Origin of the sequence: Acinetobacter sp. YH12045 (assembly GCF_013419925.1) — a bacterium.
Lineage (GTDB): Bacteria > Pseudomonadota > Gammaproteobacteria > Pseudomonadales > Moraxellaceae > Acinetobacter > Acinetobacter amyesii.
Genome location: NZ_VOZE01000002.1, coordinates 214,288 through 239,198, shown reverse-complemented (window position 1 = coordinate 239,198; position 24,911 = coordinate 214,288). Strand labels below are relative to the sequence as shown.

General features: G+C 39.6%; 22 protein-coding genes. 14 read left to right on the top strand and 8 right to left on the bottom strand.

Annotated elements, in window-relative coordinates; all coding sequences use genetic code 11:
* Window position 1: 1 nt before the first annotated feature.
* The 4 genes from dapF (at window position 2) to FTU02_RS04810 (ending at window position 3,420) form a co-directional block, all read left to right on the top strand.
* Window positions 2-847, top strand: a complete 846-nt coding sequence (dapF, locus tag FTU02_RS04825; RefSeq protein ID WP_111883917.1) for a diaminopimelate epimerase — start codon at window positions 2-4, stop codon at window positions 845-847.
* 84 nt (window positions 848-931) lie between these two features.
* On the top strand, window positions 932-1,774 hold the full coding sequence (locus tag FTU02_RS04820; protein ID WP_180156105.1) for an enhanced serine sensitivity protein SseB C-terminal domain-containing protein: 843 nt from the start codon (window positions 932-934) through the stop codon (window positions 1,772-1,774).
* A 71-nt stretch (window positions 1,775-1,845) separates the two neighbouring features.
* A complete protein-coding gene (locus FTU02_RS04815) occupies window positions 1,846-2,769 on the top strand; it encodes a tyrosine recombinase XerC (RefSeq protein ID WP_180003344.1) in 924 nt (307 codons plus the stop codon).
* 279 nt (window positions 2,770-3,048) lie between these two features.
* Window positions 3,049-3,420: a hypothetical protein gene (locus FTU02_RS04810; protein ID WP_111883920.1), complete on the top strand. Its 372-nt coding sequence runs from the start codon at window positions 3,049-3,051 to the stop codon at window positions 3,418-3,420.
* Window positions 3,421-3,921: 501 nt separating this feature from the next.
* Here the strand turns inward: FTU02_RS04810 and FTU02_RS04805 are convergent.
* Window positions 3,922-4,416 (bottom strand): Lrp/AsnC family transcriptional regulator, encoded by a 495-nt coding sequence (locus FTU02_RS04805; protein ID WP_078190405.1) that lies wholly within the window; start codon window positions 4,414-4,416, stop codon window positions 3,922-3,924.
* 113 nt (window positions 4,417-4,529) lie between these two features.
* On the opposite strand from FTU02_RS04805, the gene FTU02_RS04800 reads away from it, so the two are divergent.
* The 6 genes from FTU02_RS04800 (at window position 4,530) to FTU02_RS04775 (ending at window position 12,254) form a co-directional block, all read left to right on the top strand.
* Entirely contained in the window at window positions 4,530-5,135 is a 606-nt protein-coding gene (locus tag FTU02_RS04800; RefSeq protein ID WP_180023307.1) for a LysE family translocator, read from the top strand.
* A 528-nt stretch (window positions 5,136-5,663) separates the two neighbouring features.
* A complete protein-coding gene (locus FTU02_RS04795) occupies window positions 5,664-6,416 on the top strand; it encodes an electron transfer flavoprotein subunit beta/FixA family protein (RefSeq protein WP_078192067.1) in 753 nt (250 codons plus the stop codon).
* Between the two features lie 18 nt (window positions 6,417-6,434).
* A complete protein-coding gene (locus tag FTU02_RS04790) occupies window positions 6,435-7,367 on the top strand; it encodes an FAD-binding protein (RefSeq protein ID WP_180156104.1) in 933 nt (310 codons plus the stop codon).
* A gap of 462 nt (window positions 7,368-7,829) precedes the next feature.
* Window positions 7,830-8,462 (top strand): hypothetical protein, encoded by a 633-nt coding sequence (locus tag FTU02_RS04785; RefSeq protein WP_180156103.1) that lies wholly within the window; start codon window positions 7,830-7,832, stop codon window positions 8,460-8,462.
* 290 nt (window positions 8,463-8,752) lie between these two features.
* A complete protein-coding gene (gyrA, locus tag FTU02_RS04780; RefSeq protein ID WP_180156102.1) occupies window positions 8,753-11,737 on the top strand; it encodes a DNA gyrase subunit A in 2,985 nt (994 codons plus the stop codon).
* 73 nt (window positions 11,738-11,810) lie between these two features.
* A complete protein-coding gene (locus FTU02_RS04775; RefSeq protein WP_078192064.1) occupies window positions 11,811-12,254 on the top strand; it encodes a DUF3887 domain-containing protein in 444 nt (147 codons plus the stop codon).
* Window positions 12,255-12,323: 69 nt separating this feature from the next.
* Here the strand turns inward: FTU02_RS04775 and gltP are convergent, their stop codons facing one another.
* Window positions 12,324-13,619, bottom strand: a complete 1,296-nt coding sequence (gene gltP, locus FTU02_RS04770) for a glutamate/aspartate:proton symporter GltP (RefSeq protein WP_078190399.1) — start codon at window positions 13,617-13,619, stop codon at window positions 12,324-12,326.
* A 459-nt stretch (window positions 13,620-14,078) separates the two neighbouring features.
* On the opposite strand from gltP, the gene FTU02_RS04765 reads away from it, so the two are divergent.
* Window positions 14,079-14,627 (top strand): hypothetical protein, encoded by a 549-nt coding sequence (locus FTU02_RS04765; protein ID WP_180129293.1) that lies wholly within the window; start codon window positions 14,079-14,081, stop codon window positions 14,625-14,627.
* Window positions 14,628-14,746: 119 nt separating this feature from the next.
* On the opposite strand, the gene FTU02_RS04760 is transcribed toward FTU02_RS04765, so the two are convergent.
* Genes FTU02_RS04760 through FTU02_RS04745 form a run of 4 tightly spaced genes read right to left on the bottom strand, consistent with a single transcriptional unit; the run spans window position 14,747 to window position 19,700 of the window.
* Window positions 14,747-15,865: an ABC transporter permease gene (locus tag FTU02_RS04760; protein WP_180156101.1), complete on the bottom strand. Its 1,119-nt coding sequence runs from the start codon at window positions 15,863-15,865 to the stop codon at window positions 14,747-14,749.
* Window positions 15,862-16,992 carry an ABC transporter permease gene (locus tag FTU02_RS04755; protein WP_180156100.1) on the bottom strand — a complete coding sequence of 377 codons (1,131 nt, stop codon included), beginning with the start codon at window positions 16,990-16,992 and terminating at the stop codon, window positions 15,862-15,864. The genes FTU02_RS04760 and FTU02_RS04755 overlap by 4 nt, the downstream gene beginning before the upstream one ends.
* Window positions 16,992-18,191 carry an HlyD family secretion protein gene (locus tag FTU02_RS04750; RefSeq protein ID WP_373684205.1) on the bottom strand — a complete coding sequence of 400 codons (1,200 nt, stop codon included), beginning with the start codon at window positions 18,189-18,191 and terminating at the stop codon, window positions 16,992-16,994. The genes FTU02_RS04755 and FTU02_RS04750 overlap by 1 nt, the downstream gene beginning before the upstream one ends.
* A gap of 21 nt (window positions 18,192-18,212) precedes the next feature.
* Window positions 18,213-19,700, bottom strand: coding sequence for a TolC family protein (locus FTU02_RS04745; RefSeq protein WP_180156095.1), 1,488 nt, complete (start codon window positions 19,698-19,700; stop codon window positions 18,213-18,215).
* 347 nt (window positions 19,701-20,047) lie between these two features.
* On the opposite strand from FTU02_RS04745, the gene serC reads away from it, so the two are divergent.
* Entirely contained in the window at window positions 20,048-21,127 is a 1,080-nt protein-coding gene (gene serC / locus FTU02_RS04740; RefSeq protein ID WP_180156093.1) for a 3-phosphoserine/phosphohydroxythreonine transaminase, read from the top strand.
* 607 nt (window positions 21,128-21,734) lie between these two features.
* Here serC and FTU02_RS04735 read toward each other — a convergent pair.
* Window positions 21,735-22,667, bottom strand: coding sequence for a hypothetical protein (locus tag FTU02_RS04735; RefSeq protein ID WP_180156091.1), 933 nt, complete (start codon window positions 22,665-22,667; stop codon window positions 21,735-21,737).
* A 266-nt stretch (window positions 22,668-22,933) separates the two neighbouring features.
* Here FTU02_RS04735 and FTU02_RS04730 point away from each other — a divergent pair, with 266 nt between their 5' ends.
* Both FTU02_RS04730 and FTU02_RS04725 read left to right on the top strand, forming a co-directional pair.
* Window positions 22,934-23,422 (top strand): YaiI/YqxD family protein, encoded by a 489-nt coding sequence (locus FTU02_RS04730; RefSeq protein WP_372491130.1) that lies wholly within the window; start codon window positions 22,934-22,936, stop codon window positions 23,420-23,422.
* Window positions 23,423-23,427: 5 nt separating this feature from the next.
* Window positions 23,428-24,333: a DMT family transporter gene (locus FTU02_RS04725; protein WP_168378072.1), complete on the top strand. Its 906-nt coding sequence runs from the start codon at window positions 23,428-23,430 to the stop codon at window positions 24,331-24,333.
* Between the two features lie 7 nt (window positions 24,334-24,340).
* On the opposite strand, the gene FTU02_RS04720 is transcribed toward FTU02_RS04725, so the two are convergent.
* Window positions 24,341-24,910, bottom strand: coding sequence for a PilZ domain-containing protein (locus tag FTU02_RS04720; RefSeq protein ID WP_078192054.1), 570 nt, complete (start codon window positions 24,908-24,910; stop codon window positions 24,341-24,343).
* Between the last annotated feature and the right edge of the window lies 1 nt (window position 24,911).

Genomic DNA, 24,911 nt, shown 5'->3' with positions numbered 1-24,911 from the left:
GATGTTATTAGAATTTACCAAAATGCATGGCCTTGGCAATGATTTTATGGTGGTCGATCTAATTAGCCAACGGGCTTATTTAGATACAGTGACGATTCAGCGTTTGGCCGACCGTCATTTTGGTATTGGTTTTGATCAGCTTTTGATTGTAGAACCACCTGATTTACCCAACGTCGATTTTAAATATCGTATTTTTAATGCGGATGGTTCTGAAGTTGAACAATGCGGTAATGGCGTACGTTGTTTTGCGCGCTTTGTGCATGAACGTAAGTTGACCAGCAAAACCAAAATCAAAGTACAAACCAAGTCAGGTATCGTAGAGCCTGAATTAGGTGCAAATGGTTGGGTGCGCGTTAACATGGGTTATCCTCGCTTTTTGCCGCATGAAATTCCATTTATTGCGGAAGAGCCTGAAAACTTATACGACATTGCATTGGCGAATAATGAACAACTCACCATTGATGTGGTGAGTATGGGTAATCCGCATGCAGTGACGATCGTTCCTGATGTCATTACCGCAGACGTTGCTAAAATTGGTCCACAAGTCGAATCGCATGAGCGTTTCCCACAGCGTGTAAATGCTGGTTTTATGCAAATTGTGGATGAGAAACATGCACGCTTACGTGTATTTGAACGTGGTGTCGGTGAAACGATGGCCTGTGGTACAGGTGCTTGTGCGGCGGCAGTATCAGGTATGCGTCGTGGGTTATTAGCCAATTCGGTCGAAATAGAGTTGGCAGGTGGTAAGCTGCAAATTGAGTGGCAAGAAGGTGGTGTGGTCTGGATGACCGGACCAACCGCAACAGTTTACGAAGGACGCTTAGATTTAAGTTACTTCCAAGGTTAAACTCCAAGCCCTGATTCATTCAGGGCTTTTTTCATAAAATAAAAAGTGAATAAAAAATTATAATTCAATGGGATTGGAATCAACATGGAACAAATAAACGAACAAATAAACGAAGAAATAAAAGAAGAAATCTTAGAGCAACTTTTTCATAAAGCCTTACATGAACCTGCGTATCGCCCTGAATTTTTAGCTCAGTTATTAGCGGCCAATGTGTATTGTGTGGGAGCAACAGGGGCGGATTCACGCATTGCCGAAGATTTGACCTTGGAGGAAGGCGACAGTGTTCAATTGAAATCATGGGAAGATGAAACTTATGATAGCATCATCCCGTTTTTTACGTCCTTAAAAAAAATGCGGTTGGCAATATCTGAAGAAGAGTCGTATATCCGGCTACCAACTAAGGTGTTATTTGACATGACCTTGGGAGCAAAGCTTATATTGAATCCACAATCACCAGATGCAACGAAAGACTTTGTACCAGAAGAAATTCAACATTTGCTGGACGGGCAGTATATTCAGCCCTCAGAAAACTATGAAGTTACGGAAGATACGGAAGTTTTAATTGGTCAGCCGGCGGAATATCCGCAGTTTATGATTGATCAATTAAGCATTTTTTTTGGCACAGAGCGTGTGGTAAAAGCTGCTTATTTGGCGCAAATGCTGAATAAAGTTCGAGATGATTCACCAACTTTGCTGATCGGACTAGATTTAGAAGCAGGATTATCTGAACAACAAATTCAAGATTTACACAGTAAAATTGGTCGTATCACACAGGATAGTTTAAAAGAGCAATGCCCAGTGGATTTAATCCATGTCAATCCACACAGTGTGGATGGTGTAGAAGGGTATTTGCTTAATGAAACGCAAGCTTTTTACCAACGTGTTGATGGTAAGCCTAAAGGGTTCTTTGCTAGACTCTTTTCATAAAATAGATATGTAAAATCGCTTTAGTGAACGTACTGCAACGCTAAAGCACATGTTGAAATGGGAGAAGACAGATGACGATGGATCAGAGTCAACTACTGACTATGTGGTTGAAGGAACGTGAAATTCAAAATCAGTCTAAACATACATTGCAAGCGTATGAGCGTGATGTCAGTGATTTTCTCCAATTTTGTACAATACGCAACTTGCCACTGCATGATGTTGAAAAGTCAGATCTGCGTGAATTTGTTGCTCATAAAGTGGAACAGTTTCAGCTCAGTCCAAGTAGTTTGCAGCGCATGTTATCTTCGATACGCCAATTTATGAAATGGGCAGAACAAGGAAATTATCTCAATTTTAATCCTGCAGATGATTTTCAGCTCAAACGCCAATCACGTCCTTTACCTGGATTGGTCGATATTGAAACCATTAAACAAATCATGGAACAGCCTGAGCCAGAAAGTGAAACTCAACGGCAGCTTTGGATACGTGATAAAGCGATTTTGGAGTTGCTCTATTCAAGTGGTTTACGTTTGGCTGAAGTGCAGGGCTTAACCATTCGAGATATTGATTTTAATCGCCAACTGTTACGTATTACGGGTAAAGGGAATAAAACGCGCATTGTACCTTTTGGTTCTAAAGCCAAAGAGGCTGTGATGCATTGGTTGCAATTATATCCTGCATGGCATGGTGATTTTGTCCCAGAAGCCCAAGTTTTTATCACTCAAAAAGGTAATCCACTGGGGGTAAGACAAATAGAAAATCGAGTTAAATTTCAAGCTCGACGTGCAGGTGTAAATGTCGATTTACATCCGCATTTATTACGACATTGCTTCGCTAGCCATATGTTGTCCAATAGCGGTGACTTGCGTGCTGTACAAGAAATGTTGGGTCATAGTAATTTAACCACTACACAAATTTATACCCATGTGGATTTTGATCGATTGGCACAAGTTTATGATCAGGCCCATCCACGGGCACAGCATAAAGATTCGTAACAATTGCAAAAACGACTTTGGTACTCAGTGGTCTAAATTTTGCTTAAATTCACAGGCTGGATTTCACATTTTGCATCCTAAGGTGGTCTACTTCATGAAAATTAAATAAGGATGTGAAAAAATATTGGTAAAATTGACCGACATTTTGAACTATTGTCGCATTATAAAAATTCAAATTATCGGGTATAAAAATTGTCCATTATTGAATTGACGTAAGTGCTGAAGTGAAATTCGCCATTTACTAAATTGCTGTACCGTTAAAAATATATAGGCCATACCATGATTTCAGATATTCAAGAAAAATATGACCAGTTAAATGGTCAGCAAAAAGAAATTTTTGCAGGATACGGCTTACGCCAGATCAAACACTTTGTTGAAATCAGTTTGCCTGAAGTAGAAGCTGTATTGCCTGAAGGTGCGCAGCTACAAGGGATTAATGCCGATGGAAAAGTTCAGGCGTTTAATGCGGCGACGGGACAATACTTTATTTGGATTTCGGATAAACAATGGCAGCTTACCAATAAAGCAACTGCTAAATTTGACAGTAAAGAAGATGCCCTCACCATTTGGCGTATTTTTGATTTGGCAAAGTATGAACTTATTGACCTAAGCCACATCCATCGTGACTTTTTGGAAAATCAGCCAGCCTAAACCATTGGTCAAATAAACAACTCATGGGCTATCTTCATTGGTTTTGGATGTTTAGCCCTTATATCACCCGCACCATGACATGTTGTGATGCTTATGAGCAGAGCGTTAAAGTGTCTACCTCGTTTGGTTTTAAGCTTTCAAATAAACATTTGAGATAAGCTAGTGGACGTCTTTGCAAAACTTATGATGCTAAACAAAATCTCTAAATGTAAACCCATTTTGCTGTTCAGTAATCAATTCGCTCAGTTTTGATAGCGAGAGCCTGTAAATCCAATCAGTCGTATTCTTGTTTAAGAAATTAAGCTCAAAGGCTCCTTAGATTGTGTACGTTCATTTGCCGCAAATCATTATTTTTCTTTGCTTAAAATATAATGAAATACCGCATAGCTAGGTTTTTGCATTCGAGGCTGTGAATAACTGCGTTACTACGTGGTCATTCTTGTAGTATCAGCCTCGTCGTTTCTAATGCTTGAGTTGCTCGTTGGCAGATCAATTGTTTGGTTACAAATCTTCTAACGGTAACTGGAAGCTTTGTTTGATGATTTGGCTAGGTAAATCAGTCTTTACACTAGTGATGCCATTTTTCTTGGTTAAGTGAGTAGACTGAAATTTACGGTAACTTTCTAGGTCAGGCACCACTACTTTGAGCATTGCATCGCACTCACCCAAAATAATGTAGCACTCCATGACTTGAGGAAGTTCTTTCATTGCTTCGATAAAAGTATCGATTGTTTCAGCATCTTGCCCAGTCAACCAAATACGAGAGAATAAAATCAATTGAAAGCCAATCTTTTGTGGATCGACCACTGTGGTGTAATTCTGAATCACACCTGCTTCTTCGAGTAATTTGACCCGACGTAAACAAGAAGAAGGCGAGAGTCCAATTTCCTTGGCTAAGTCATTATTTTGCATGCGGCCATTATTTTGAAGTGCGCGAATGATATTTTTATCAATACGATCTAGTTTAACTAGAATTGACTTAGAAGATGTCTTCATAAAATAGAATATAATTCTAAAAATAATATCTATTATAGAATATTTGATATCCTATTTTAAAGCGATTCAAACATACTAATTTCACTTTCAGGACATAGAAAGGGAAAATTGAAATGTCTGTATTTGCTTTGTTTGCCTTAACGGTAATTCCCCTTATTTTCACACCAGGACCCGATATGCTTTTTATCCTGTCACAAGTGATGGGTAAGGATGCAAAAGCAGGCATGATGGCAACAGTGGGGGTGTGCTCAGGTTATTTGGTTCACTCGATTTTGGTGGCATTGGGTATTGCTGCGATTATCGTGTCATTTCCACTACTGTTTGAAACAATCCGCTGGTTGGGGATTGCTTATCTTTTATATTTGGCAACGCATTTGCTGCGTTCAGTATTTAGCAGTAAAAAATTAAGTATTGAGAAAAAGTCAGCGTCCAACCCGATAAAAAAAGGCTTTTTTACGGCTTTACTGAACCCGAAAGGAATGTTGATATATTTTGCAATTTTGCCGCAATTTATCGATAAATCAGCGAATACCGTGAGTCAAGGTTTGATTTTGTCCTTCATTTTTATTGGGCTGATTTTTGTGGTGTATTGTAGTTTAAGTGTGGTCTTTGCACGTATTACACAAAAAACTCAAATTGATGAACGCAAACAAAAGTGGATCGATGGTACATCAGGCGGTTTATTGGCTCTTGCTGCGACGTGGTTAATTGCCAATTAAAAACAGCAAATGTAAATAGAAATAAATGCCTTAACTAAAACCTTCGCGAAAGCGGAGGTTTTTTTATCTGTGCTGAATATTGACAGATATTAAGAATAAGAACAGTGGGAAAAACACGCCAATTAGCTTCAGAAAAGTGAAATCAGCACTAAATTCATTATGCTTCTATCTTAAATGACAAGTTTAGATATGTTGCCGAATGTGTAGAGGGAAAGCTCTATTTCAGAAAGATTGATCGAAAATTGATATTAAATCAGATCTTTTGATGAGCTAAATCAAGTAAAAAAATAATAAAAATCAATGCTTAAAAAATAACTGAATAATGCGTTTTTTTGGATAACTGAAGCATTCTTTAAAAAATGTGAACGATAAGTTCAAGGAAATTACGCTTTTTTACAGGTCTTTCGATAATTGTGACTTGACCGAAATGCCGTACACATTGCAAGATAGGGCACCTAAAAAATTTAAAGTGAAGAGTTAATATAACTTTTCTCAACATTTACATTTGCTAAAACAGCCGAGGATTACATGAAGGCTCTTGTTGCTGTAAAACGTGTGGTTGATGCCAACGTTAAAGTTCGCGTTAAGCCGGACAACAGTGGTGTTGACTTAACGAACGTTAAAATGTCAATTAACCCATTCTGTGAAATCGCAGTGGAAGAAGCGGTTCGTTTAAAAGAAAAAGGAACTGTTTCAGAAATCGTTGTTGTTTCTATTGGTCCTAAAGAAGCTCAAGAACAAATCCGTTCTTCTATGGCGCTTGGTGCAGACCGCGGTATCCTTGTTGAAGCTGACGACAGCCAGTTAGGTGCACTTGAAGTTGCAAAAATCCTAAAAGGTGTTGTAGACGCTGAACAACCTCAATTGATCCTTCTTGGTAAACAAGCAATTGATGACGACTCTAACCAAGTTGGTCAGATGCTTGGCGCGCTTTTAGGTGCTGGCCAAGGTACTTTCGCTTCTGAAGTGAAAGTTGAAGGCGATAAAGTACAAGTGACTCGTGAAATCGATGGTGGTTTACAAACTGTTGAACTTGCACTTCCAGCAATTATTACAACTGACTTACGTTTGAATGAGCCACGTTATGCTGCTCTTCCAAACATTATGAAAGCGCGTAAAAAGCCGCTTGATACTAAGTCACCTGCTGATTATGGCGTTTCACCTGCAACTAAGCTTAAAACTGTTAAAGTTGAAGCTCCTGCAGAACGTAAAGCGGGCGTACAAGTGAAGTCTGTAGACGAGCTTGTAGATAAATTGAAAAACGAAGCGAAAGTGATCTAATACAGAAGGATAAAAATCATGAGTATTTTAGTTATCGCTGAGCACGACAACAAAGCACTAAATGGTGCAACTCTTAACGTTGTTGCTGCAGCGCAAAAAATCGGTGGTGATATCACTGTATTAGTAGCTGGTTCAGGCGCTCAAGCAGTTGCAGACCAAGCAGCTAAATTTGCGGGTGTAAGCAAAGTATTACTTGCTGACGACGCTGCTTATGCTAATCAATTGGCTGAAAACGTTGCTAAATTAGTTGCTTCTATCGGTGCGGGTTACACTCACATCCTTGCTGCTTCTACGACAACGGGCAAAAACGTACTTCCACGTGCTGCTGCGCTACTTGACGTAAGCATGATCACTGACATCATTGCTGTTGAAGGTCCTAAAACTTTCAAACGTCCAATCTATGCAGGCAACGCGATTGCAACTGTAGAGTCTGGAGAGTCTGTTGTAGTTGCGACTGTTCGTGGTACTGCATTTGATGCTGTTGCAAGCGAAGGCGGCTCTGCTGCAGTTGAAGCTGTTGCATCTACTGGTGATGCTGGTATTTCTAAGTTCGTTTCTGAAGAAATCGTGAAATCTGAACGTCCAGAATTAACAGCTGCGCGTATTGTTGTTTCAGGCGGTCGTGGTGTTGGTTCAGGTGAAAACTATCACACTGTTCTTGATCCATTAGCGGACAAGCTTGGTGCTGCGCAAGGCGCATCTCGTGCAGCAGTTGATGCTGGTTTCGTACCAAACGATATGCAAGTGGGTCAAACAGGTAAAATCGTTGCTCCTGACTTGTACATCGCTGTAGGTATCTCTGGTGCGATTCAGCACTTGGCAGGTATGAAAGAATCTAAAGTGATCGTTGCGATCAACAAAGATGAAGAAGCGCCAATTAACTCAGTAGCTGACTACTGGTTAGTGGGTGATTTGAATACTGTTGTTCCAGAATTAGTATCTAAAATCTAATTTCTGAACACAGTTCAAGACGCTCCTAAGCTTATGGCTTAGGAGCGTTTTTTATTGCGGAATGAATAGTCTGGTAGATCTTCTTGATCATGCTTAATCGATTAACCATACGTGAATGTACATAAATATGCATTGCACTTTTATTTTTCATATTTATGAGAGTGGTGGATTCTTAATTTCGTACTTCAAAATTCTTACGATATTATTTCTTGTTGTCAGTATTAGGCACTACTGTAGCGTAAGCTATTTGTATGTTAAAACTTAAATGGTAAGTAAGCAGGAGCAATCGCTTGGTAATAGGATGGAAATTAATAAATTATAAAAAATACAAAGATTTAAAATAAAATAATAAAAACTTATCCTTCAAGTTTGAATCTTAAACCTAAAGCAAGCTTAAAGGATTGTATATTTTGTGTTAATATTGCTGTTTTATTGAACTTGCCCTTTAGGCGGAGTCTCCCTTTGAAATTTGATTTTCAGTTACCAGTCAGTGTATTGGTGCTGATGATCTGCTGTTTACTTTTTCCTGTTTTACAAAGTATCTCTTTTCCTTTATTTGATGGAATGACTGTTACAGCAGTTGAATCGGTCCAAGCATTGTTATTGCTGTTTTTTGCGATTTTTACTTTTTTCTATATTCGACCACTTGAAATGCAAGATGGAAAGAAACAATTTTGGTTGTGGGCTGTTGCATGGTGGTTGTTGCTATTTGGTCGTAGTATTAGTTGGGGGCGTGACTATTTTCCTGATGTGCCTAAACCGTATTTTCGTTTAATTTCGGTATTCATGATTGCACCTGTGGTCTTTATGCTGTTTTCGCCGTATTTACGCCAAGAAATTGTACGTAAGCTAAAAACCTTGGCTTTACCAATTTGGCCATTCGGCTTGGTGATATTGGGCTTATTTATTTCTGATGCAGTTGAGCATAGCCGAAGTCTCAGTTTTTTATTTTTGTACGATTTGGCTTATAAAGATTTCATCGAAGAAGTTTATGAATTTCCGCTTATTTTAGGTTTGTTTTTAACAGCATACCCATGGATGCAGCAGGATCATGTGCCTCAAGAATTAGAGGTCATGCAATATCATAAAGAGTGATTTTTATCACATTTATGCGTCTAAATTTGAAGCTTCGAAAAGAAATTTTTTGAACATTAAACAACCTCTATTCGTAGAGGTTTTTTTCACAGCAAATAAAATCAAAATGCTTAAAATAAATACAAAAAATCATGGTTCTAGTGCAAGATGATTGGCACAAAAATCAGGGTTTTTATGCTATACTGTCCGACTTGATTTTTGATATTGGTTCAGTATTTTTTGAACTAATTTTTACAGATTTACGATATATAAATGCGGGCAGAATTCTGCTTGTATAACAAGGAGTATGCATGAGCGTATCGGAAATTAGACCGATTGCCATTGAGGATGAACTGAAGAGCTCATATCTCGATTATGCAATGAGCGTGATTGTGTCACGTGCGTTGCCAGATGTCCGAGATGGTCTCAAACCTGTTCACCGTCGTGTGCTTTTTGCAATGCACGAATTGGGCAATGACTACAACAAAGCTTACAAAAAGTCTGCCCGTGTAGTCGGTGACGTCATCGGTAAATATCACCCACATGGTGACTTAGCTGTATACGAAACCATTGTTCGTATGGCTCAAGATTTCAGTTTACGCTATCAATTGGTTGATGGTCAGGGTAACTTCGGTTCTGTCGATGGTGACAGTGCAGCAGCAATGCGTTATACCGAAGTTCGTATGCGTAAATTAACCCACGAACTTTTAGCGGATCTTGAAAAAGATACCGTAGAGTGGGAAGACAACTACGACGGTTCTGAACGTATTCCACAAGTCATGCCAACACGTGTGCCTAACTTGTTGATTAACGGTGTAGCTGGTATTGCTGTAGGTATGGCAACGAACATGGCTCCGCATAACATGACAGAAGTCATTAATGCATGTCTTGCTTATGCCAACGATCCGCACATCAGCATTGAAGGGTTAATGGAACATATTTCTGGTCCAGACTTCCCTACAGGCGGTATCATTTATGGTAAATCTGGCATTGTCGATGCGTACCGTACTGGTAAAGGCCGTTTGCATATCCGTGGTAAATATCACATTGAAGAAGACCAAAAATCGGGCCGTAGCACGATTGTCTTCACTGAAATTCCTTATCAAGTTAACAAAGCAAAAACCATTGAACGTATTGCTGAGTTGGTCAAAGAGAAAAAACTTGAAGGTATTTCTGAACTTCGTGATGAATCAGATAAAGAAGGGATGCGTATTGCAATTGACTTGAAGCGTGGTGAAAACGCCGAAGTGATTGTAAATAACCTATTCCAAAATACCCAATTAGAAAATTCATTCAGCATTAACATGGTCTGCCTCGATAATGGTCAGCCTAAGTTAATGAACTTGAAAGATATTATTGCAGCGTTTATCCGTCACCGTCAGGAAGTGGTTACACGCCGTACCATGTTCGAATTGCGTAAAGCACGTGAACGTGGACATATCTTAGAAGGTTTGACGGTTGCACTTGCAAACATCGATGCGATCATTGAAACCATCAAAACATCTGCAAACCCAAGCGAAGCACGCGAACGTTTACAAGCGGGCGAGTGGGCAGGCGGTGGTGTTGTTGCATTGCTTGAAAAAGCGGGTGCGGTATCTGTCCGACCAGATGAAATTGAAGGCGAAGATCCAGCACGTCCATTTGGTTTAACAGGTGATATTTATCGTCTGTCTCCAACCCAAGTAGGTGCGATCTTAGAACTTCGTTTACATCGCTTAACTGGTCTAGAACAAGACAAGTTACAAGCTGAATATACAGAAATTCTAGGTCAAATTGCTGAATACACTGCAATTTTGAACGATTTCAACTTATTGATGAATGTAATTAAAGAAGAATTGGCTTTAATCCTTCAACAATATGGCGATGCACGTCGTACCGATATCGTGGAATCACGTATCGACTTCTCTCGTGAAGATTTAATCCCTGAAGAGCAAATGGTACTAACTGTTTCTAAATCAGGCTATGCAAAAACTCAACCATTGTCAGACTACGCTGCACAGCGTCGTGGTGGACGTGGTAAGTCTGCAACTTCAATGAAAGAAGACGATTACATCCAGCATTTGATCGTGACTTCAAACCACGCAACAGTGCTTTGCTTTACCAATGTGGGTAAAGTTTATCGTTTGAAAGTGTATGAAGTACCTCAAGCATCTCGTGGTGCGAAAGGTCGTCCGATGGTGAACTTATTGCCATTAGATGAAAACGAGACCATCACCGCTATTTTACCAGTGGTCGATGCGCCGAAGAAATTTAAAGAACGTTTGGCTGACTTTAAAGCATTTGTAAAAGCCAATAGTGCACAGCTACAAACCAATGAAGTGATTAATAGTCATTTTGCTGGTTTAGAAGCTGCACTTGCTGAGACTGAAGACGGTGCAGATGACTTGTCTGATGCATTACGTGTTCAATTGAAACAGTTGGGCTTAGAGCTTTCTACCACTGATCTTGATGATGAAATCATCAATGACTTTGCACAGCAAGCAGAAGCCGTTCGTAAAAACTTCTACGTATTTATGGCAACAGAATACGGTACGATTAAACGTGTTGAGTTAGAACAATTCTCGAATGTTCGTTCAAACGGTCTACGCGCGATTGAACTCAATGGTGATGACACCTTAATCGGTGTTGCCATTACCGACGGCGAACAACAAATCATGTTGTTCTCAAACGAAGGTAAAGCCATTCGTTTTGCAGAAACTGACGTGCGTTCAATGGGTCGTTCTGCCAAAGGTGTTCGTGGTATGCGCGTGACCATTGGTGCAGCAGCTCAAGCTGAAGAAGCTGAGGATGCGGATGTAGAGTCTGATGATGAAGATACCTCTGATTCAGCTCTCATTAGCCGTATAGTGTCATTGGTGGTTGTTCCGGAAACTGGTGAAGTACTTTGTGCTTCAGCTAATGGTTATGGTAAACGTACACCAGTAGATGACTTCCCAACTAAGAAACGTGGCGGTAAAGGTGTTATTGCAATTAAAACATCTGAACGTAACGGTGAACTTGTTGGTGCGGTAGCGATTGATGCGTCTAAAGAGCTAATGTTAATTTCAGATGGCGGTACGTTGGTTCGTACACGTGCGTCTGAAGTGGCACAAACAGGTCGTAATGCTCAAGGTGTTCGTTTGATCCGTTTAGGTGAAAGCGAAATCTTAGTCGGTGTTGTGGCGATCGAAGCAGTTGAAGAAGACGAAACTTTTGAAGAAGTGGAAGCAATCGAAACTGAGCAACTTGTAGATGACTCAACGATTATTGATCAAAATGACAATGAATCAGATCGCAATGAGCCTGAAGAAGACTAATTGAAGATTGAGAAAAGAGGGCGCTACGGCGTCCTTTTTTATAGACAGATAATTTTAGATTGATGAGTACAATATGAAATTAAAATATTTTGCAATGGCTTCACTTATTGGGCTTGGCGGCTGTGACCAAATTGGTCAAAAAGCCTTAAATGCAATCCCAGACCCAAGTGCTGAACAGACTGAAGTTGCCCAAGCTGCCTATGATCAACTACGTGAAGGCAATTTTGAAAAGCTATACACCTACTTTGAACCAGAACTCAAAGCCAAGTTTGAACAGAATGAAAAAGAGCTGCGTAAATTTGCTCGAGGTATTCCGAAACAAGATTACTCACGCAAAAATATAGTGGCAAAGCATATTGAAAAATCGACTGAAAAGCCGTCTTTATATACGGTCACTTATGAGTACGGTTATACCAATAAAAACCTTGTACAGTATGATGTAAGTTTTGATAAGCCGGCAGGAAGTAACAAAATTCGAGATTTTAATATTTCAGTTTTTGGCGAAAAAAATAAATAAAATTAGGTGAAAAAATAAAACAAAGCTGTAAAAAAAGGACGCCGAAGCGTCCTTTTTTATGACATAAAATTAAGCGGCATCTTTTAGATTGGCAGCATAATTTTTTTGCTTTTCAGTATCAAATTGGCCTTCCCATTTACTGATCACCAGTACCGCAAGTGCGTTACCAATTACATTCAGTACAGTACGTGCCATATCTAAAATACGGTCAATACCCGCAATGAATGCCAGACCTTCAAGTGGAATACCGACACTGCCGAGAGTCGCCAGCAAGACCACGAAAGAAACGCCAGGTACACCTGCAATCCCTTTAGAGGTAATCATCAAGGTCAGGACCAGAATCACTTGTTGGGTGATTGTCAGATCAATCCCGTAAAGCTGAGCAATAAAGATAGCTGCAATACTTTGATATAGGGTCGAACCATCTAGGTTAAATGAATAGCCAATTGGAATCACGAAACTGGTAATCGGTTTCGGAGCACCGTAAGCTTCCATTTTTTCCATAATACGGGGGAGGACAGTTTCAGAACTTGCAGTTGAATAGGCGAGAATCAATTCATCTTTTAAGATCTTGATAATGGCCCAAACACTGAAGCCACAGAACTTGGCAACGGCACCTAATACTATAAAAATAAAGAAGAAGATTGCACCATAAACTAAAACTGCGAGCTTAAGCAGTGGCACAAGAGAGCTGAAGCCGAAATTTGCAACAGTCGCTGCAATCAAGCCGAATACACCAATAGGTGCAAACATCATGATCATGTGCGTAACTTTAAACATCGTTTCAGAAACAGCGGTCAACACTTTAATTAAAGGTTGTTTTACTTCTTGATCAAGCGCACCTAAACCTACACCAAACATCACAGAGAAAAAGATGATCGGGAGCATTTGACCACTCGTCAAAGCTGCAAAAAAGTTAGATGGAATAAGTGAAAGTATTGTTTGAATCAAACCATGAGAATGCTCACTGACTTCATGTGTTGTTTCTTGATACTTTGAAATATCGACTTGCGTCAATGCAGACATATCAATGCCGGCACCAGGTTGGAATACGTTGGCTGCAACTAAACCGACTAAAATTGCAACTGTGGTAATGATTTCAAAATAAATAATTGTTTTGAAACCTAGTTTACCTAAGTTACTACCGTGACTTGTATTGGCAATACCTAAAATAAGCATCGACACAACAAGCGGAATAACGATCATCTTAATGAGGTTAATAAAAATTGAACCTAAAGGCGTCAAAAAGTTATTAACTAAAGCATCACGATATTCAGGAGAATAGTGTAGGAAAGCACCAACAAGTATACCTAGAATGAGAGCAATCACGATTTGCCAGGCAAGGCTCACCTTAATCTTTTTCATACATCAGCTCTTATGTCAGATTTGGGAGAAAAAAGCCCACAGTCATCCACGAACAAATGTTGCAGACAGACTGAATCCGCCATGACAAAAAGTTCTGAATAATTTGGGAGATAAATACGATAATATTTTGCAGTTTATATGAGAATACAGCCAACGATTTTGATCAAAACCAAACTGTTTGATCGATAAATTATCATTTTTAGTTGTATAAGCGATTTGATTATTAAGTTTAATTTATAGAACGAATAAAATTGAGTTATTAATGAACACTTCACAAAATCTCTGATTTGCCTAGAAAGATCGAAAAACTAATTGTGAGCCTGTATTTTTCATTTTTATATAGAAGTTTGCTTTATACTTGTGAGGCAGATAAATCAGTGAAAATTCTATAAATCACACAGATTATCCGAACTAAATTTTAACTTTATATATTTTAATAATAACCAGAGGGCTTGTACGGTGTTGAAAAAATTAGTCGTCATCATTGCTTTAATCTTACCTATAACGGCTTGTGAAAAAATCGGCGATTTCTTGATTGCAAAATTCGAATCAAGCCTACCAAGTGAGACAAGCTCACAGCGTATCAAGTCAGAAAAATTATTCGCAGCACTACACCAACCCCATCAAGACAGCTTTTTGGTATTGGTTGAAGAAAATGTTCGTGATGCGATGCTAGCAGATCCAGAGCTGTTTTCACGTATGAAAAAGCTGATTCCTGCAGGTCAACCTAGTGCTGAAGCGGAAGTAATTCAGCGAATGGCAAATACTCGGCTGGGAGAAGGTAAGACCACAACAATTGTGTATAAATATGATTATCCGCAAAGAGAACTGTATATGAGTGTGGTCTTTGCAGGTCATGATGGGAACGATAAAGTGAAAGGATTCTGGCTTGAAAACGCTGCAGAAAAAGAATCAGATGATTTGGTTACTGAGATCACCTCAGATGCAGATGATTTTGATATTCAAGTGGATGAAGCATCGACTGTCACGCCAAATGCATACAGCTAATAGATGACAGCAAGAATTTAAATTTGAGACATGATTAGATACAAAGTGTTCGAGTCTATGATGAATAGGTTTGAACGCATTTCGCTTGAGACCAGACATGTCTTACAGCACAAACAGTTTTATCTTTTGGCAAAATTTAAACGCCAGACAGCAAGACATAAAAAAATCAGTCCAATAGCTGAAAGGTAAAGCAGTTTAGGAATGACGATTGCTGTTGGCACACCCATCTGATTGAGTTGAAGGAACATTTGAATGCCTTGGGTCGAAGGTAATGCTTGAGCGAGTATTTGCATCCATTCAGGCATAGCTGCATGTGGCCATGCCGTTCCCGAAAGTAGAAATAGCGGAATAGAACTAAAAACGATGACATGTCCTGCACGTTCTGGCAGGTCAAGAAAGGTGGCTAGATAGAGCGTCATCGCAATAATACAACTGAGGAAGATGGGTACAGCAATGAACATGCCCCACAAATTTCCACCCCGTGGATAGTCATTCAGCCAAAAGGTAAAACCAAATAAATAGAAGCACCCCAAAGTTCCAATGGTCAAAATACACAAGAAAATGCCAGCCAATTGTGTATAACTTGGACGCCATGTGGTGTTTTGTCGATAGGTCGCAATAAGCATGCACAGACCCAATAAAATCGTCTGATGAATAATTAAGGGTGCAACCGCTGGGAAAATATAGCTGCCATAGCCTGAAAGTGGATTAAATAATGGAATCTTATGAATCGACAAAGCGGGGCTAAAATCGGATATGTTCTGGAATTTTTCTGCATATTCGACGAGGGCATTTTCCATCGAACTGGCTAAACCTAAGCCAATTTTTTGTGTCTTTAGAAAGTTTGCAGCACTGAGATATAAACCAATTCCACCGGTTTCACCACGGCGAATGCTATTTGAAAGATTACTCGGCAACAGTAAAATCCCGTCAGCTTGCTGACTTCTGAGCATATTTTCAGCCTCAGCAAAATTACCTGTCACAGCTTGAATTTCTACATTGGGACTATTGGCTACAGCACCAATAATCGTATTGGTGAGTATGCTTTGTTCCTCATCCACCACAATGATGGGTAGCGATTCTGCGTGTTCCGCTTGATAGGCAATGGGATAAAAAAAACTGTAAAGAAAAACAGAAAGCACTAAAGTGGTAAAAATCGAACTGTGCTTCACAATATCTTTAAAGGTTTGAATATAGTGTCTGAGCAAATTTGATAGAAATGATGCAATTACATTCATATGAGTTGCTCCTTTAGTACTTTACGTAAAAAGAAGCTGGCAAGAACAAAATAGAACAGACAGTAAATGATCAGAGTGACAAGCGGTGTGATTGAAATGGAGATTGGGCTACCAATGACCCATTGTTCTGTTTGTAGTTTGGCATAAGGCGTATAGGGGATAATATTGGCCCAGAACTTTGTAAACATTGGCGCATTATTCAGCGGCAATGTCACCCCTGCAAAACTTAGAGATGAGCCACCATATACCGCAATAAAACCAAAGGACTTGGTGAGATCACGTGTCGCCAAAACTACAGTAGAGCTGATAAAGGCATAGGCAGTATAAAAAAACAATTGCCCGAGCAAAATGAGCAGTAATGACCCCTGAACAAACCACCCTCTAAACACAATTAGCCAGAACATCCACGCCCAAGTCCAGGCGGTAAAAATGAAAACATAACTGAGATTTTTAGCGATTAAAGCTTGAAAGACAGAACTTGGATTCACCCATTGATTTACAGTGCCATATTTGATTTCTTGACCGACTGAAAATGCGACACAGCAACAGAGTAATAAATGCAGAATCGCAGGAATCATATAAGGCTCTAAATAGAACTCATAATTTAAACTCGGATTGTATAAGGGTGAAATTTTAACATTGGGCGTCGGTGCATCGAGGTAGGGGATGCTATTTTCTAAATACTGATGACCACTAAAATCGGCCATGGCTTGCAGTGTACTCAGTAACATGGCTGATGAAATACTATTGCCGACACTAAAATAGCTTTGGTTATAGGCAATGCTGATTTCTGCATCTTTTGCTTGAACCAGTCGTTGCTCTGCGCCAGCAGGAATATGAATATAGCCCCAAATGTGGGTTTGATTTAAAAGCTTTTCAGCATCGTCCATACTGGGTGTAATAGTGGCTACTTTTAAGGTATGGTTGAGCTGCGCAAAATGAGTAATGTTACGGCTTAAACTGCTTTGATCTTGGTCTATGATCGCGATAGGTAAATGATCTGGTTTGCCTTGAGCAAACATATTGCTAAAGAGCAAAATCACAAGGGCGGGGGCAAGTGTGACCATACACAAGTCCCATTTGTGCTGCATTAAATAGCGAAACTCACGCAGAATGCCCCTAAACATTATTTACGCTCTTCAATTTTAAACAACACGCTCATACCCACTTTTAAGTCAGCAATCGGCTGAGCGGGTTTCAGTTGGACTTTAAAACTACGAATGTCATAGCCGCCCGTTTGCCGCGTGGTTTTAATCGTTGCAAATTCACCTTCGGCTTCTATGTGATCAATTTTAAACTCGGCAGATTTGTTCAGTGCCGGTATAAATCCTTGCATGGTCTTGAGTTGATACACTTGAGCATACTGGTCTTCACGGACATTTAAGCTAATCCATAAGCTATCATCTTGAATCAGGCTTACAACGGGCACACCCATCGCAACTAATTCTGAAACTTTGCCATAGGTTTTTGAAATGGTGCCATTGGACGGTGCAAATAACTTGGTTTCAGCCTCAAGTGCATTGGCTTCAGCCAATGCGGCTTGCGCAATCTTGACTTGGGCATCTGCCGAACTTTGTTGTTGCGGTGTACTGCCACGTTTTGCACGCGCATATTGTTGATAAGACGCTTCTGTCATTTGTGCAGCAGACACTGCGGCAGCTTGCATTTCATCACGGCGTTGTCGTGAAATGACACCTTCTTTATAGAGGTTTTGACCACGTTGGTAGGTGGTTTGCGCCAATTGTTGCTGTGCTTTTAGACTTTGCCAATTGGCATATAAACTATCAATATTTTCTTGTTGAGAGCCACGTTCAGCTGTGGATTGCAGTGCTTGCGCAGATTGGAGAGCAGCTAAAGCCTGTTGTTTCTTTGTATCGACTTCGGGGCTGGTTAAACGAACCAGTGCTTGACCTGCTTGTACTTTTTCACCGTCATGCACATATATTTCTTCGATACGGCTGGGTACTTTGGTACTAATGTGGATTGTTTCTGCCTCTACTCGACCTTGTAATTCAACCTGTTTAGGCTGATAACTTTTCCATAGACCAAATGCGATCAATGCCAAAAGTAGTATCAATATAATGCCAACGGCAATTTTTATCAGTATAGATTTCTTATGTTGGTCTTTTGTTGGGGGGAAAGAGTGGTCTTGCTCTAGAGACGTTGAATTAACAGATTCTGTCGGCTTTTTATCCATCGCGATTTCGTCTTGCGTACTACTGTTTTCCATAACAGGCTTTGGTACAACCGTATCATTTGTTGATGTAACAGATGATTTATCCTCAGTTGAGGTGTCTTTTGGTTGATCAGTTGAATCCTGATTCATGTGCATTTCCCCAGTCTAAGTTTAACGGATGTAATCGGTGTGTGATTGATTGATATAGCTTTGGAACTGGTCAATGCTCCCGTGACTTTGTAGCAATGTTGCAAGTGACATCACGTATTTATAAGCATTGAGTGCCATTTCACTTTGTAGCCCGCTCAGTGCATTTTGTGCATCAATCACTTGTGTGGCTGTTCCCATATCTTCTTTAAATGAAAGCTGTTGAATTCTTAAATTTTCTTGAGCAGCTTTTAGGTTTTGCTGCAACAACAGGTGACTTTGTTGAGCGCTGGTGACTTCATTAAATGAGCTATAAATCAGGCTTTCAATTTCTTGTTTGGTACGCTCAGTCATTAACTCAGATGCATAGCGTTGAAGTTCAGCAGCTTGTACGGATTTGTTTTTATCAATACCTGAAAATAAGTTGTAGCGAGCGGCAACACCAACGATCCAGTTTTGTTTATCGCCAAGACTATATTCACCAAAGGCAAAGACGTTGGGTTTTTTTGCTGCGCTTTGGGCTTTCACATTGGCACCGGCCAATTGACTGTCCAATTGCATTTTACGTACCAAACTAGACTGATCCTGATAACTTTTCAGCAAGGCGGTTATATTTTGATTGTGTTGCTGATTAATAAATAATGGCGTTGAAAGATCAGTAATTTGGCTGCTTTGCATTAAGTTGTTTAACTTAAATAAGCTAGAGCGAAGATTCGCTTCAGTATTTTGAAAAGTTCTGAGTGCATTATTCTTCGCCACTTCAAATTGCATACGCTGGCCTTTGCTAATAAAACCCTGTTGTTCCATTTTGAGCGCATTGGCATAGTGTTGTTGCATCGCATTTAAATTGAAGCGGCTGCTTTCGACTAATTTTTTTTGTAATTGAGCATTGAAGTAGGCTTGGATTAATTCAAAACGTTGCACATCTTGTTGTTGTTCACTGCTTATCGCGCTGCGTTTGGCTTGGATATTGGCAATTTCCTTGGCGCTAGACGTTAACCCACCGGTATACAGCGGCATCATTACGGAAACGGTAGGGCGGATCACTTGATCATCTAAGACCACTTGGGAAGAATCTGGAATTAATCCGACACCATCACGGATTGGCTGTTGCAGACTGTCTTTTAATGGGTCTGCCAAATCACTCGGTAAGCTTTCATCAATTTTATTATTAATGCCATTACTCAGCGTTTGTTCTAAGTTGTTTTTTAAGGCGCCGAGAGGAATATCGAGTTCATTATGAAAGGCATAGGCACGGACGTTTAAATCCACACGAGGTAAACCAAGGCCTTTAATGGCCTGAGCTTGAAGTTCGGCAGATTGTTGTAGCGCTTGGTTGGCCTGAGTACTATACGAACTAGTGAGTAGACTTTGTTCTGCTTGGCTATAACTGATACTTTGCGCAAGTACCGTGGGGCTAAAAAAGCCACTGAAACAACCAAGGCCAAGCAGTAAACCTGAACGAAATGTATGTTTAATTTTTATAGAATAATCTGTTCGAGGTAAAGGCATAAAAATACACTCACAGCTAGGATGGGTTCATTATAGTCATTGTGATGAAGTTGGGTAAATTCACTAAGTTGTTGTATTGTTTCATATACATATGTAAATAAATTTTATCTTCGCAGCGCACGTCATTTTCGCACATCAAGACCTTAAATTAGCATCAATTCAAGGGATAAAAAATATCAGTAAATCTAATAATTTGAATTAAGAAGAATTAATTTTGATCTTTATTGAAATTTTGACTTTAAATGTCAGACAGCATTGGAATATTTTCAGCTTTAACTACTGCAAGCACGCGTCAGATATGGTTAAATGCCATCATTTTATTGTGTTTCACTTTGAAAGGAAAACTCATGCGCGCGTACAACTTCTGTGCTGGTCCTGCTGCATTACCCACTGCCGTTTTAGAAAAAGCTCAAGCTGAAATGCTTGACTGGCAAGGCAAAGGCCTTTCGATCATGGAAATGAGCCACCGTAGTAAAGACTATGTCGCTGTGGCAGAGAAAGCAGAAGCTGATCTTCGTAAGCTGATGAATATTCCAGACAACTATAAAGTGTTATTCCTTCAAGGTGGCGCATCACTGCAATTCTCTGCGATCCCATTAAACCTATTGGGTAAAAACAGCAAAGCAGACTATATCCACACTGGTATTTGGTCTGAAAAAGCGTTGAAAGAAGCACAGCGTTATGGCGACATTAATGTCGTTGAAGCGGGTACGATCATTGACGGTAAACTTGCGATTACTGATCAAAGCACTTGGAACTTATCTGATGATGCAGCTTATGTGCATTATGCAGATAATGAAACCATTGGCGGTCTTCAGTTTGCCAACATTCCTGAAACAGACAAGCCATTGGTTGCCGATTTTTCATCAAGCATTTTATCTGCACCATTAGACGTCTCTAAGTTCGGTTTAATCTATGCAGGCGCTCAGAAAAATATTGGTCCGGCTGGTTTAACTTTAGTGATTATTCGTGATGATTTATTGGATCAAGCGAAAGCAGATATTCCAAGTATCTTGAAATATTCAGCTCAAGCGAAAAATGGTTCAATGGTGAATACACCATCAACTTATGCATGGTACTTATCTGGCCTCGTTTTTGAATGGTTACTTGAGCAGGGCGGTGTAGACGCAATTTATAAAGCGAATATGGCAAAAGCTGAATTGCTTTATGGTTATATTGATTCAAGCGATTTCTATGCAAATCCAATTGCAAAAGAATTCCGTTCAATCATGAACGTACCATTTACTTTGGCGAATCCAGATTTGGAAGAACAATTCTTGAAAGAAGCTGAAGAAAACCACTTGCTTAATTTAGCCGGTCACCGTTCAGTGGGTGGTATGCGTGCAAGTATTTATAATGCTGTTCCGTTAGAAGGCGTTCAAGCATTGGTTAACTTTATGGATGACTTTGCGAAACGCAACGCATAATCCTAAAGGCATAAAAAAAACCGGCAAATGCCGGTTTTTTTATTGAATAGATTAAAAAATAAAAGTATGTAACACGTATGCACAAATCAGCATACCTAACATAAAAAATAAGCAGGACATTGGCTCGATTTGATATCGAGATTCCATGTGATGGTCAACTTGCGATAAGTTTTCTTCTTGCACGACTTTCATAGATATTCTTTCCGATCTATTTATCGTTAATTACTATTTCTTAAACGCATTTTTAACATAATTATTTGATTAAATAAAGTACTATCTGCCGTAAACTTACTAAACTATTTAGTTTATTTAAAAATAAGCAACTGAATTGATAAATTTAGTTTCATAAATTTCCTATCTTATTTATTTATATTAGATTTTTATATTTTATCCTTTGCAGATGGATTTATTTAGCAGCATTATTTTGAATTTAATATTGTGGATAAGTTATTTTAATTTGAATTTAAAAATAGAATATATTGACTGGATTGTGGATAAAAAATATTCAATCATTTAAATATTCAGCGAATACACATGATTAGCGAGAAATAAAAAAAACCGCACTAAAGCGGTTTTTTTATTTGAAAATAAGGCTTTTGAATTTAAATTAGGCAGATTTCGCGTAAATATTGGCTTGTATCCACAGGTTGCCACGAATATATTGCCCAACATTGAAATCTTTATGCGCCGGATTTCGTGTTGCAACACGAACAATCACCGCTTCTTGGTTTTCTTCTTGGATTAAGGTCACATCATACAGCGTATAGTCTTGCTCTTTAAATTGCATGGCGGTTTTGCCAACTATATGCCCTTGGAACCATGCTTCGTCTTCTTGTCCGAGGTTTTCACCATATAGGTATGCAACCATTTTAGAAAAATCGACGGTCACTGGCGCTTTGTCATCTTCAGACTTTGGTTGCCACGCTTTAATTTGTTCGTGTAAGTCTGCAGGGGCAACACCATTATTTGCTGCCAATATATCGTTTAAAGCGCGATGATGTTTAATCGATGCAGGATCGTCAACGACAAGCTGTTCATGTTCTGCGACAGCTTCGAGTTCATAGGCCCAAGCATTGAGTTGCACACTGTAGCTTGCATCTTTTTCATATTGGTCGTGATTGACGCTATATAAACTATCAAAAGCATACACACTGGTATTTGCGCCTAAGTCGAGGCAAAGCACAGCTTGTGTATTGGATTTACAGGTAATAATACGTTCAATGGTGGCTTTGGTTTTATATGGGCTATCAAAACTTGGAAATGCAGTTTTAACGGCTTTAGGTTTATTATTTTCTACAGCAATCACTTGGCAAAGTTGAATAGACGCTTGAGATGGACCTTGAATCAGCCATGTACTTTGATCCATATCAGATTCTTGTGCACATAAGCCCATCGGCATAATGGGTGCATCCAATGCCTGACCCAGCCAAACTGGTACATCCGTTGTCGGGTTGCCTGTAAGCAAATTCCAATGTTCAACATGACTACCAAAAGTTTGATCTTCAATAGTGATAATTTCAGGGCTATTTTGTTTTTTCATATGCACAATTGATATTGGGTTGGTTTCATAATTAATAAATCGAGGGTTATTTGAAATTTTCAAGTCACCGACGTCATATTTATCATGAAATCATGCATAAAAAATGTTTTCAGTAGGATTTAAATGTTAAAGCATTGGAAAATAGGCTCAACTTTGGCTCATTTTGCAGCTTTTCGATTCTCATGATTAGAGAAATGTAGATCCATTCAGCGGATGCAGATCCCCAAAATGTCATGTAGATTTGTTACTATGAGTCGTGTTTAAAAGTGAATGGAAAATCAGTGCTGCCATTTAAATTATGGGTGGATGCAGATGCGTTACCACGCATTTTACGTGATGTGATTATTCGGGCTTCTGATCGTTACCAGTTAGAAGTCACTTTTGTCGCCAATCAAAATGTTGGGATAACGCCTTCGGTGCGGATTAACTCAATTCAAGTCATGAGCGGGGCAGATGCAGCGGATAAAGAAATTATTCAGCGCATGAAAGAGCACGACATCGTGATGACACAGGATATTCCACTTGCTGCTGAAGTGATTGAGCGGGGCGGTATAGCGATACATCCTCGGGGTGAGATTTATACCACAGCAAATGTCAAAGCACGTCTACACTTACGCGACTTTATGGATACTTTACGGGGCGCAGGTGTGCAAACCGGTGGTCCAGCCCCGATTTCTGAACGAGATAAGCGTGAATTTTCCAGCAGCTTAGATCAAACCATTCAAAAGCAAAAACGTAAAACGGCGCAGAAGTAAAAACCATGCCATCTAAAACAAATCTAGCGACGACTTATGCGTTGTTGGTGTTCATTTGGTCAACCACGCCACTTGCCATCGTTTGGAGTGTAAGTGATATCAATGCGTTTTGGGCACTGACATTACGCTTTTTTATCGCATTACCCTTGGCTGTCGCATTATTGTTTATTTTTAAACATAAACTTCCGATGGATAAAACCTCCCTGCACAGTTATTTGGCGGGGGCATTTAGTTTTATTGGTTCTCAGATTTTTACCTATATGGCAACGGCCTATCTCAGCTCAGGCATTATTGCCCTGATGTTTGGTTTGGCACCAATTATGACGGGTCTGATCGGTCGTTTCTTCTTTCATACCTATCTGCATCGCTTGCAATGGATTGGGATGTTGATTGCCGTCTGTGGTTTAGCCATTATTTGCTTGGGCGGCAGTGATCAGCACGTACAGCCTGTTGGCATCGTCTTAATGTTAATGAGCGTATTCGTCTACTGTATGTCGATTTTTTGGGTGAAAAAAGTCAATGCGCCATTGCAGCCCATGTCTCAAGCCACGGGTTCGATTCTTATCTCAGCACTATTTTCTGCTGCAATGCTACCGTTTATTTGGCAATATGCACCGACACAGATGCCTTCGACCAAAGCACTCATTGGCTTATTTTATGCAGTGATTATGGCTTCATTGATTGCCATGTTTTGTTATTTCAAACTGGTACAAAACATCAAAGCGACAACTTTGTCTTTAACAACGGTACTCACACCCATGCTTGCTATGCTCTTTGGTGCTTTACTGAATGATGAAAAATTATCATTGATGGTTTTACTTGGTGCTGTGATTCTATTATCAGGCTTGTTTGTTTATTTTTATAAAGATTTTCGGGCGAACAGAGAGCTCGCCCACAAATTAAAACATTGATTAAAAATCACTCTTTGTTTTGGGTCAGTGCGATACACTCTGCAAGTTTGACGCGGTCTTGAGGGAGCAGTGTGATAAAATAGGCACCCGTACGGTATAAGTTGCTTTCTTCTTCACGGCTATAAACCACTTGCGCAGTTGCCGCAATATGGAAGAAATTTTCAGGGTGGCTTAAGGTCACATGGATATAAGTACCTTCTTTAATCGCGCGTTCGCTAAAAAAGCTCAAACCAGTCTCTGAAAAATTCACATGCTCAGGCACTGGTAACATGCTTTGTACAATTGCGTCGTATAAAGAACCCGTAATAAGGTTTAACTTTTGGTTAAATAAGGATAAGATTCGAGCAATTTGTTGATCTTTCTCAGCTAATTGTTCTAATTCGTAGTTGAGTGCATGATCAAATTGATCTAATTCAGCAAGTAGTAGAAAATAGCGCGGCAATACAAAATTAGGATCGTAAGGATCATTCAGTGCAACATCATCAGAGATAATCTGATAGTTGATGCGCAAAGCAGCATCGATACGCGACATTACACGGCGTTCAGTTTGAACGCTTTGATGCTGTAAGTTTTCCATA

Excerpts from the sequence above, each read along its gene's own strand:
- serC (WP_180156093.1), top strand. The coding sequence starts at position 20,048 with ATGCGCGCGTACAACTTCTGTGCTGGTCCTGCTGCATTACCCACTGCC.
- FTU02_RS04800 (WP_180023307.1), top strand. The coding sequence starts at position 4,530 with ATGTCTGTATTTGCTTTGTTTGCCTTAACGGTAATTCCCCTTATTTTC.
- FTU02_RS04810 (WP_111883920.1), top strand. The coding sequence starts at position 3,049 with ATGATTTCAGATATTCAAGAAAAATATGACCAGTTAAATGGTCAGCAA.
- FTU02_RS04745 (WP_180156095.1), bottom strand. The coding sequence starts at position 19,700 with ATGCCTTTACCTCGAACAGATTATTCTATAAAAATTAAACATACATTT.
- gyrA (WP_180156102.1), top strand. The coding sequence starts at position 8,753 with ATGAGCGTATCGGAAATTAGACCGATTGCCATTGAGGATGAACTGAAG.
- FTU02_RS04735 (WP_180156091.1), bottom strand. The coding sequence starts at position 22,667 with ATGAAAAAACAAAATAGCCCTGAAATTATCACTATTGAAGATCAAACT.
- FTU02_RS04815 (WP_180003344.1), top strand. The coding sequence starts at position 1,846 with ATGACGATGGATCAGAGTCAACTACTGACTATGTGGTTGAAGGAACGT.
- FTU02_RS04755 (WP_180156100.1), bottom strand. The coding sequence starts at position 16,992 with ATGTTTAGGGGCATTCTGCGTGAGTTTCGCTATTTAATGCAGCACAAA.
- gltP (WP_078190399.1), bottom strand. The coding sequence starts at position 13,619 with ATGAAAAAGATTAAGGTGAGCCTTGCCTGGCAAATCGTGATTGCTCTC.
- FTU02_RS04795 (WP_078192067.1), top strand. The coding sequence starts at position 5,664 with ATGAAGGCTCTTGTTGCTGTAAAACGTGTGGTTGATGCCAACGTTAAA.
- FTU02_RS04805 (WP_078190405.1), bottom strand. The coding sequence starts at position 4,416 with ATGAAGACATCTTCTAAGTCAATTCTAGTTAAACTAGATCGTATTGAT.
- FTU02_RS04760 (WP_180156101.1), bottom strand. The coding sequence starts at position 15,865 with ATGAATGTAATTGCATCATTTCTATCAAATTTGCTCAGACACTATATT.
- FTU02_RS04775 (WP_078192064.1), top strand. The coding sequence starts at position 11,811 with ATGAAATTAAAATATTTTGCAATGGCTTCACTTATTGGGCTTGGCGGC.
- FTU02_RS04750 (WP_373684205.1), bottom strand. The coding sequence starts at position 18,191 with ATGAATCAGGATTCAACTGATCAACCAAAAGACACCTCAACTGAGGAT.
- FTU02_RS04820 (WP_180156105.1), top strand. The coding sequence starts at position 932 with ATGGAACAAATAAACGAACAAATAAACGAAGAAATAAAAGAAGAAATC.
- dapF (WP_111883917.1), top strand. The coding sequence starts at position 2 with ATGTTATTAGAATTTACCAAAATGCATGGCCTTGGCAATGATTTTATG.
- FTU02_RS04790 (WP_180156104.1), top strand. The coding sequence starts at position 6,435 with ATGAGTATTTTAGTTATCGCTGAGCACGACAACAAAGCACTAAATGGT.
- FTU02_RS04725 (WP_168378072.1), top strand. The coding sequence starts at position 23,428 with ATGCCATCTAAAACAAATCTAGCGACGACTTATGCGTTGTTGGTGTTC.
- FTU02_RS04720 (WP_078192054.1), bottom strand. The coding sequence starts at position 24,910 with ATGGAAAACTTACAGCATCAAAGCGTTCAAACTGAACGCCGTGTAATG.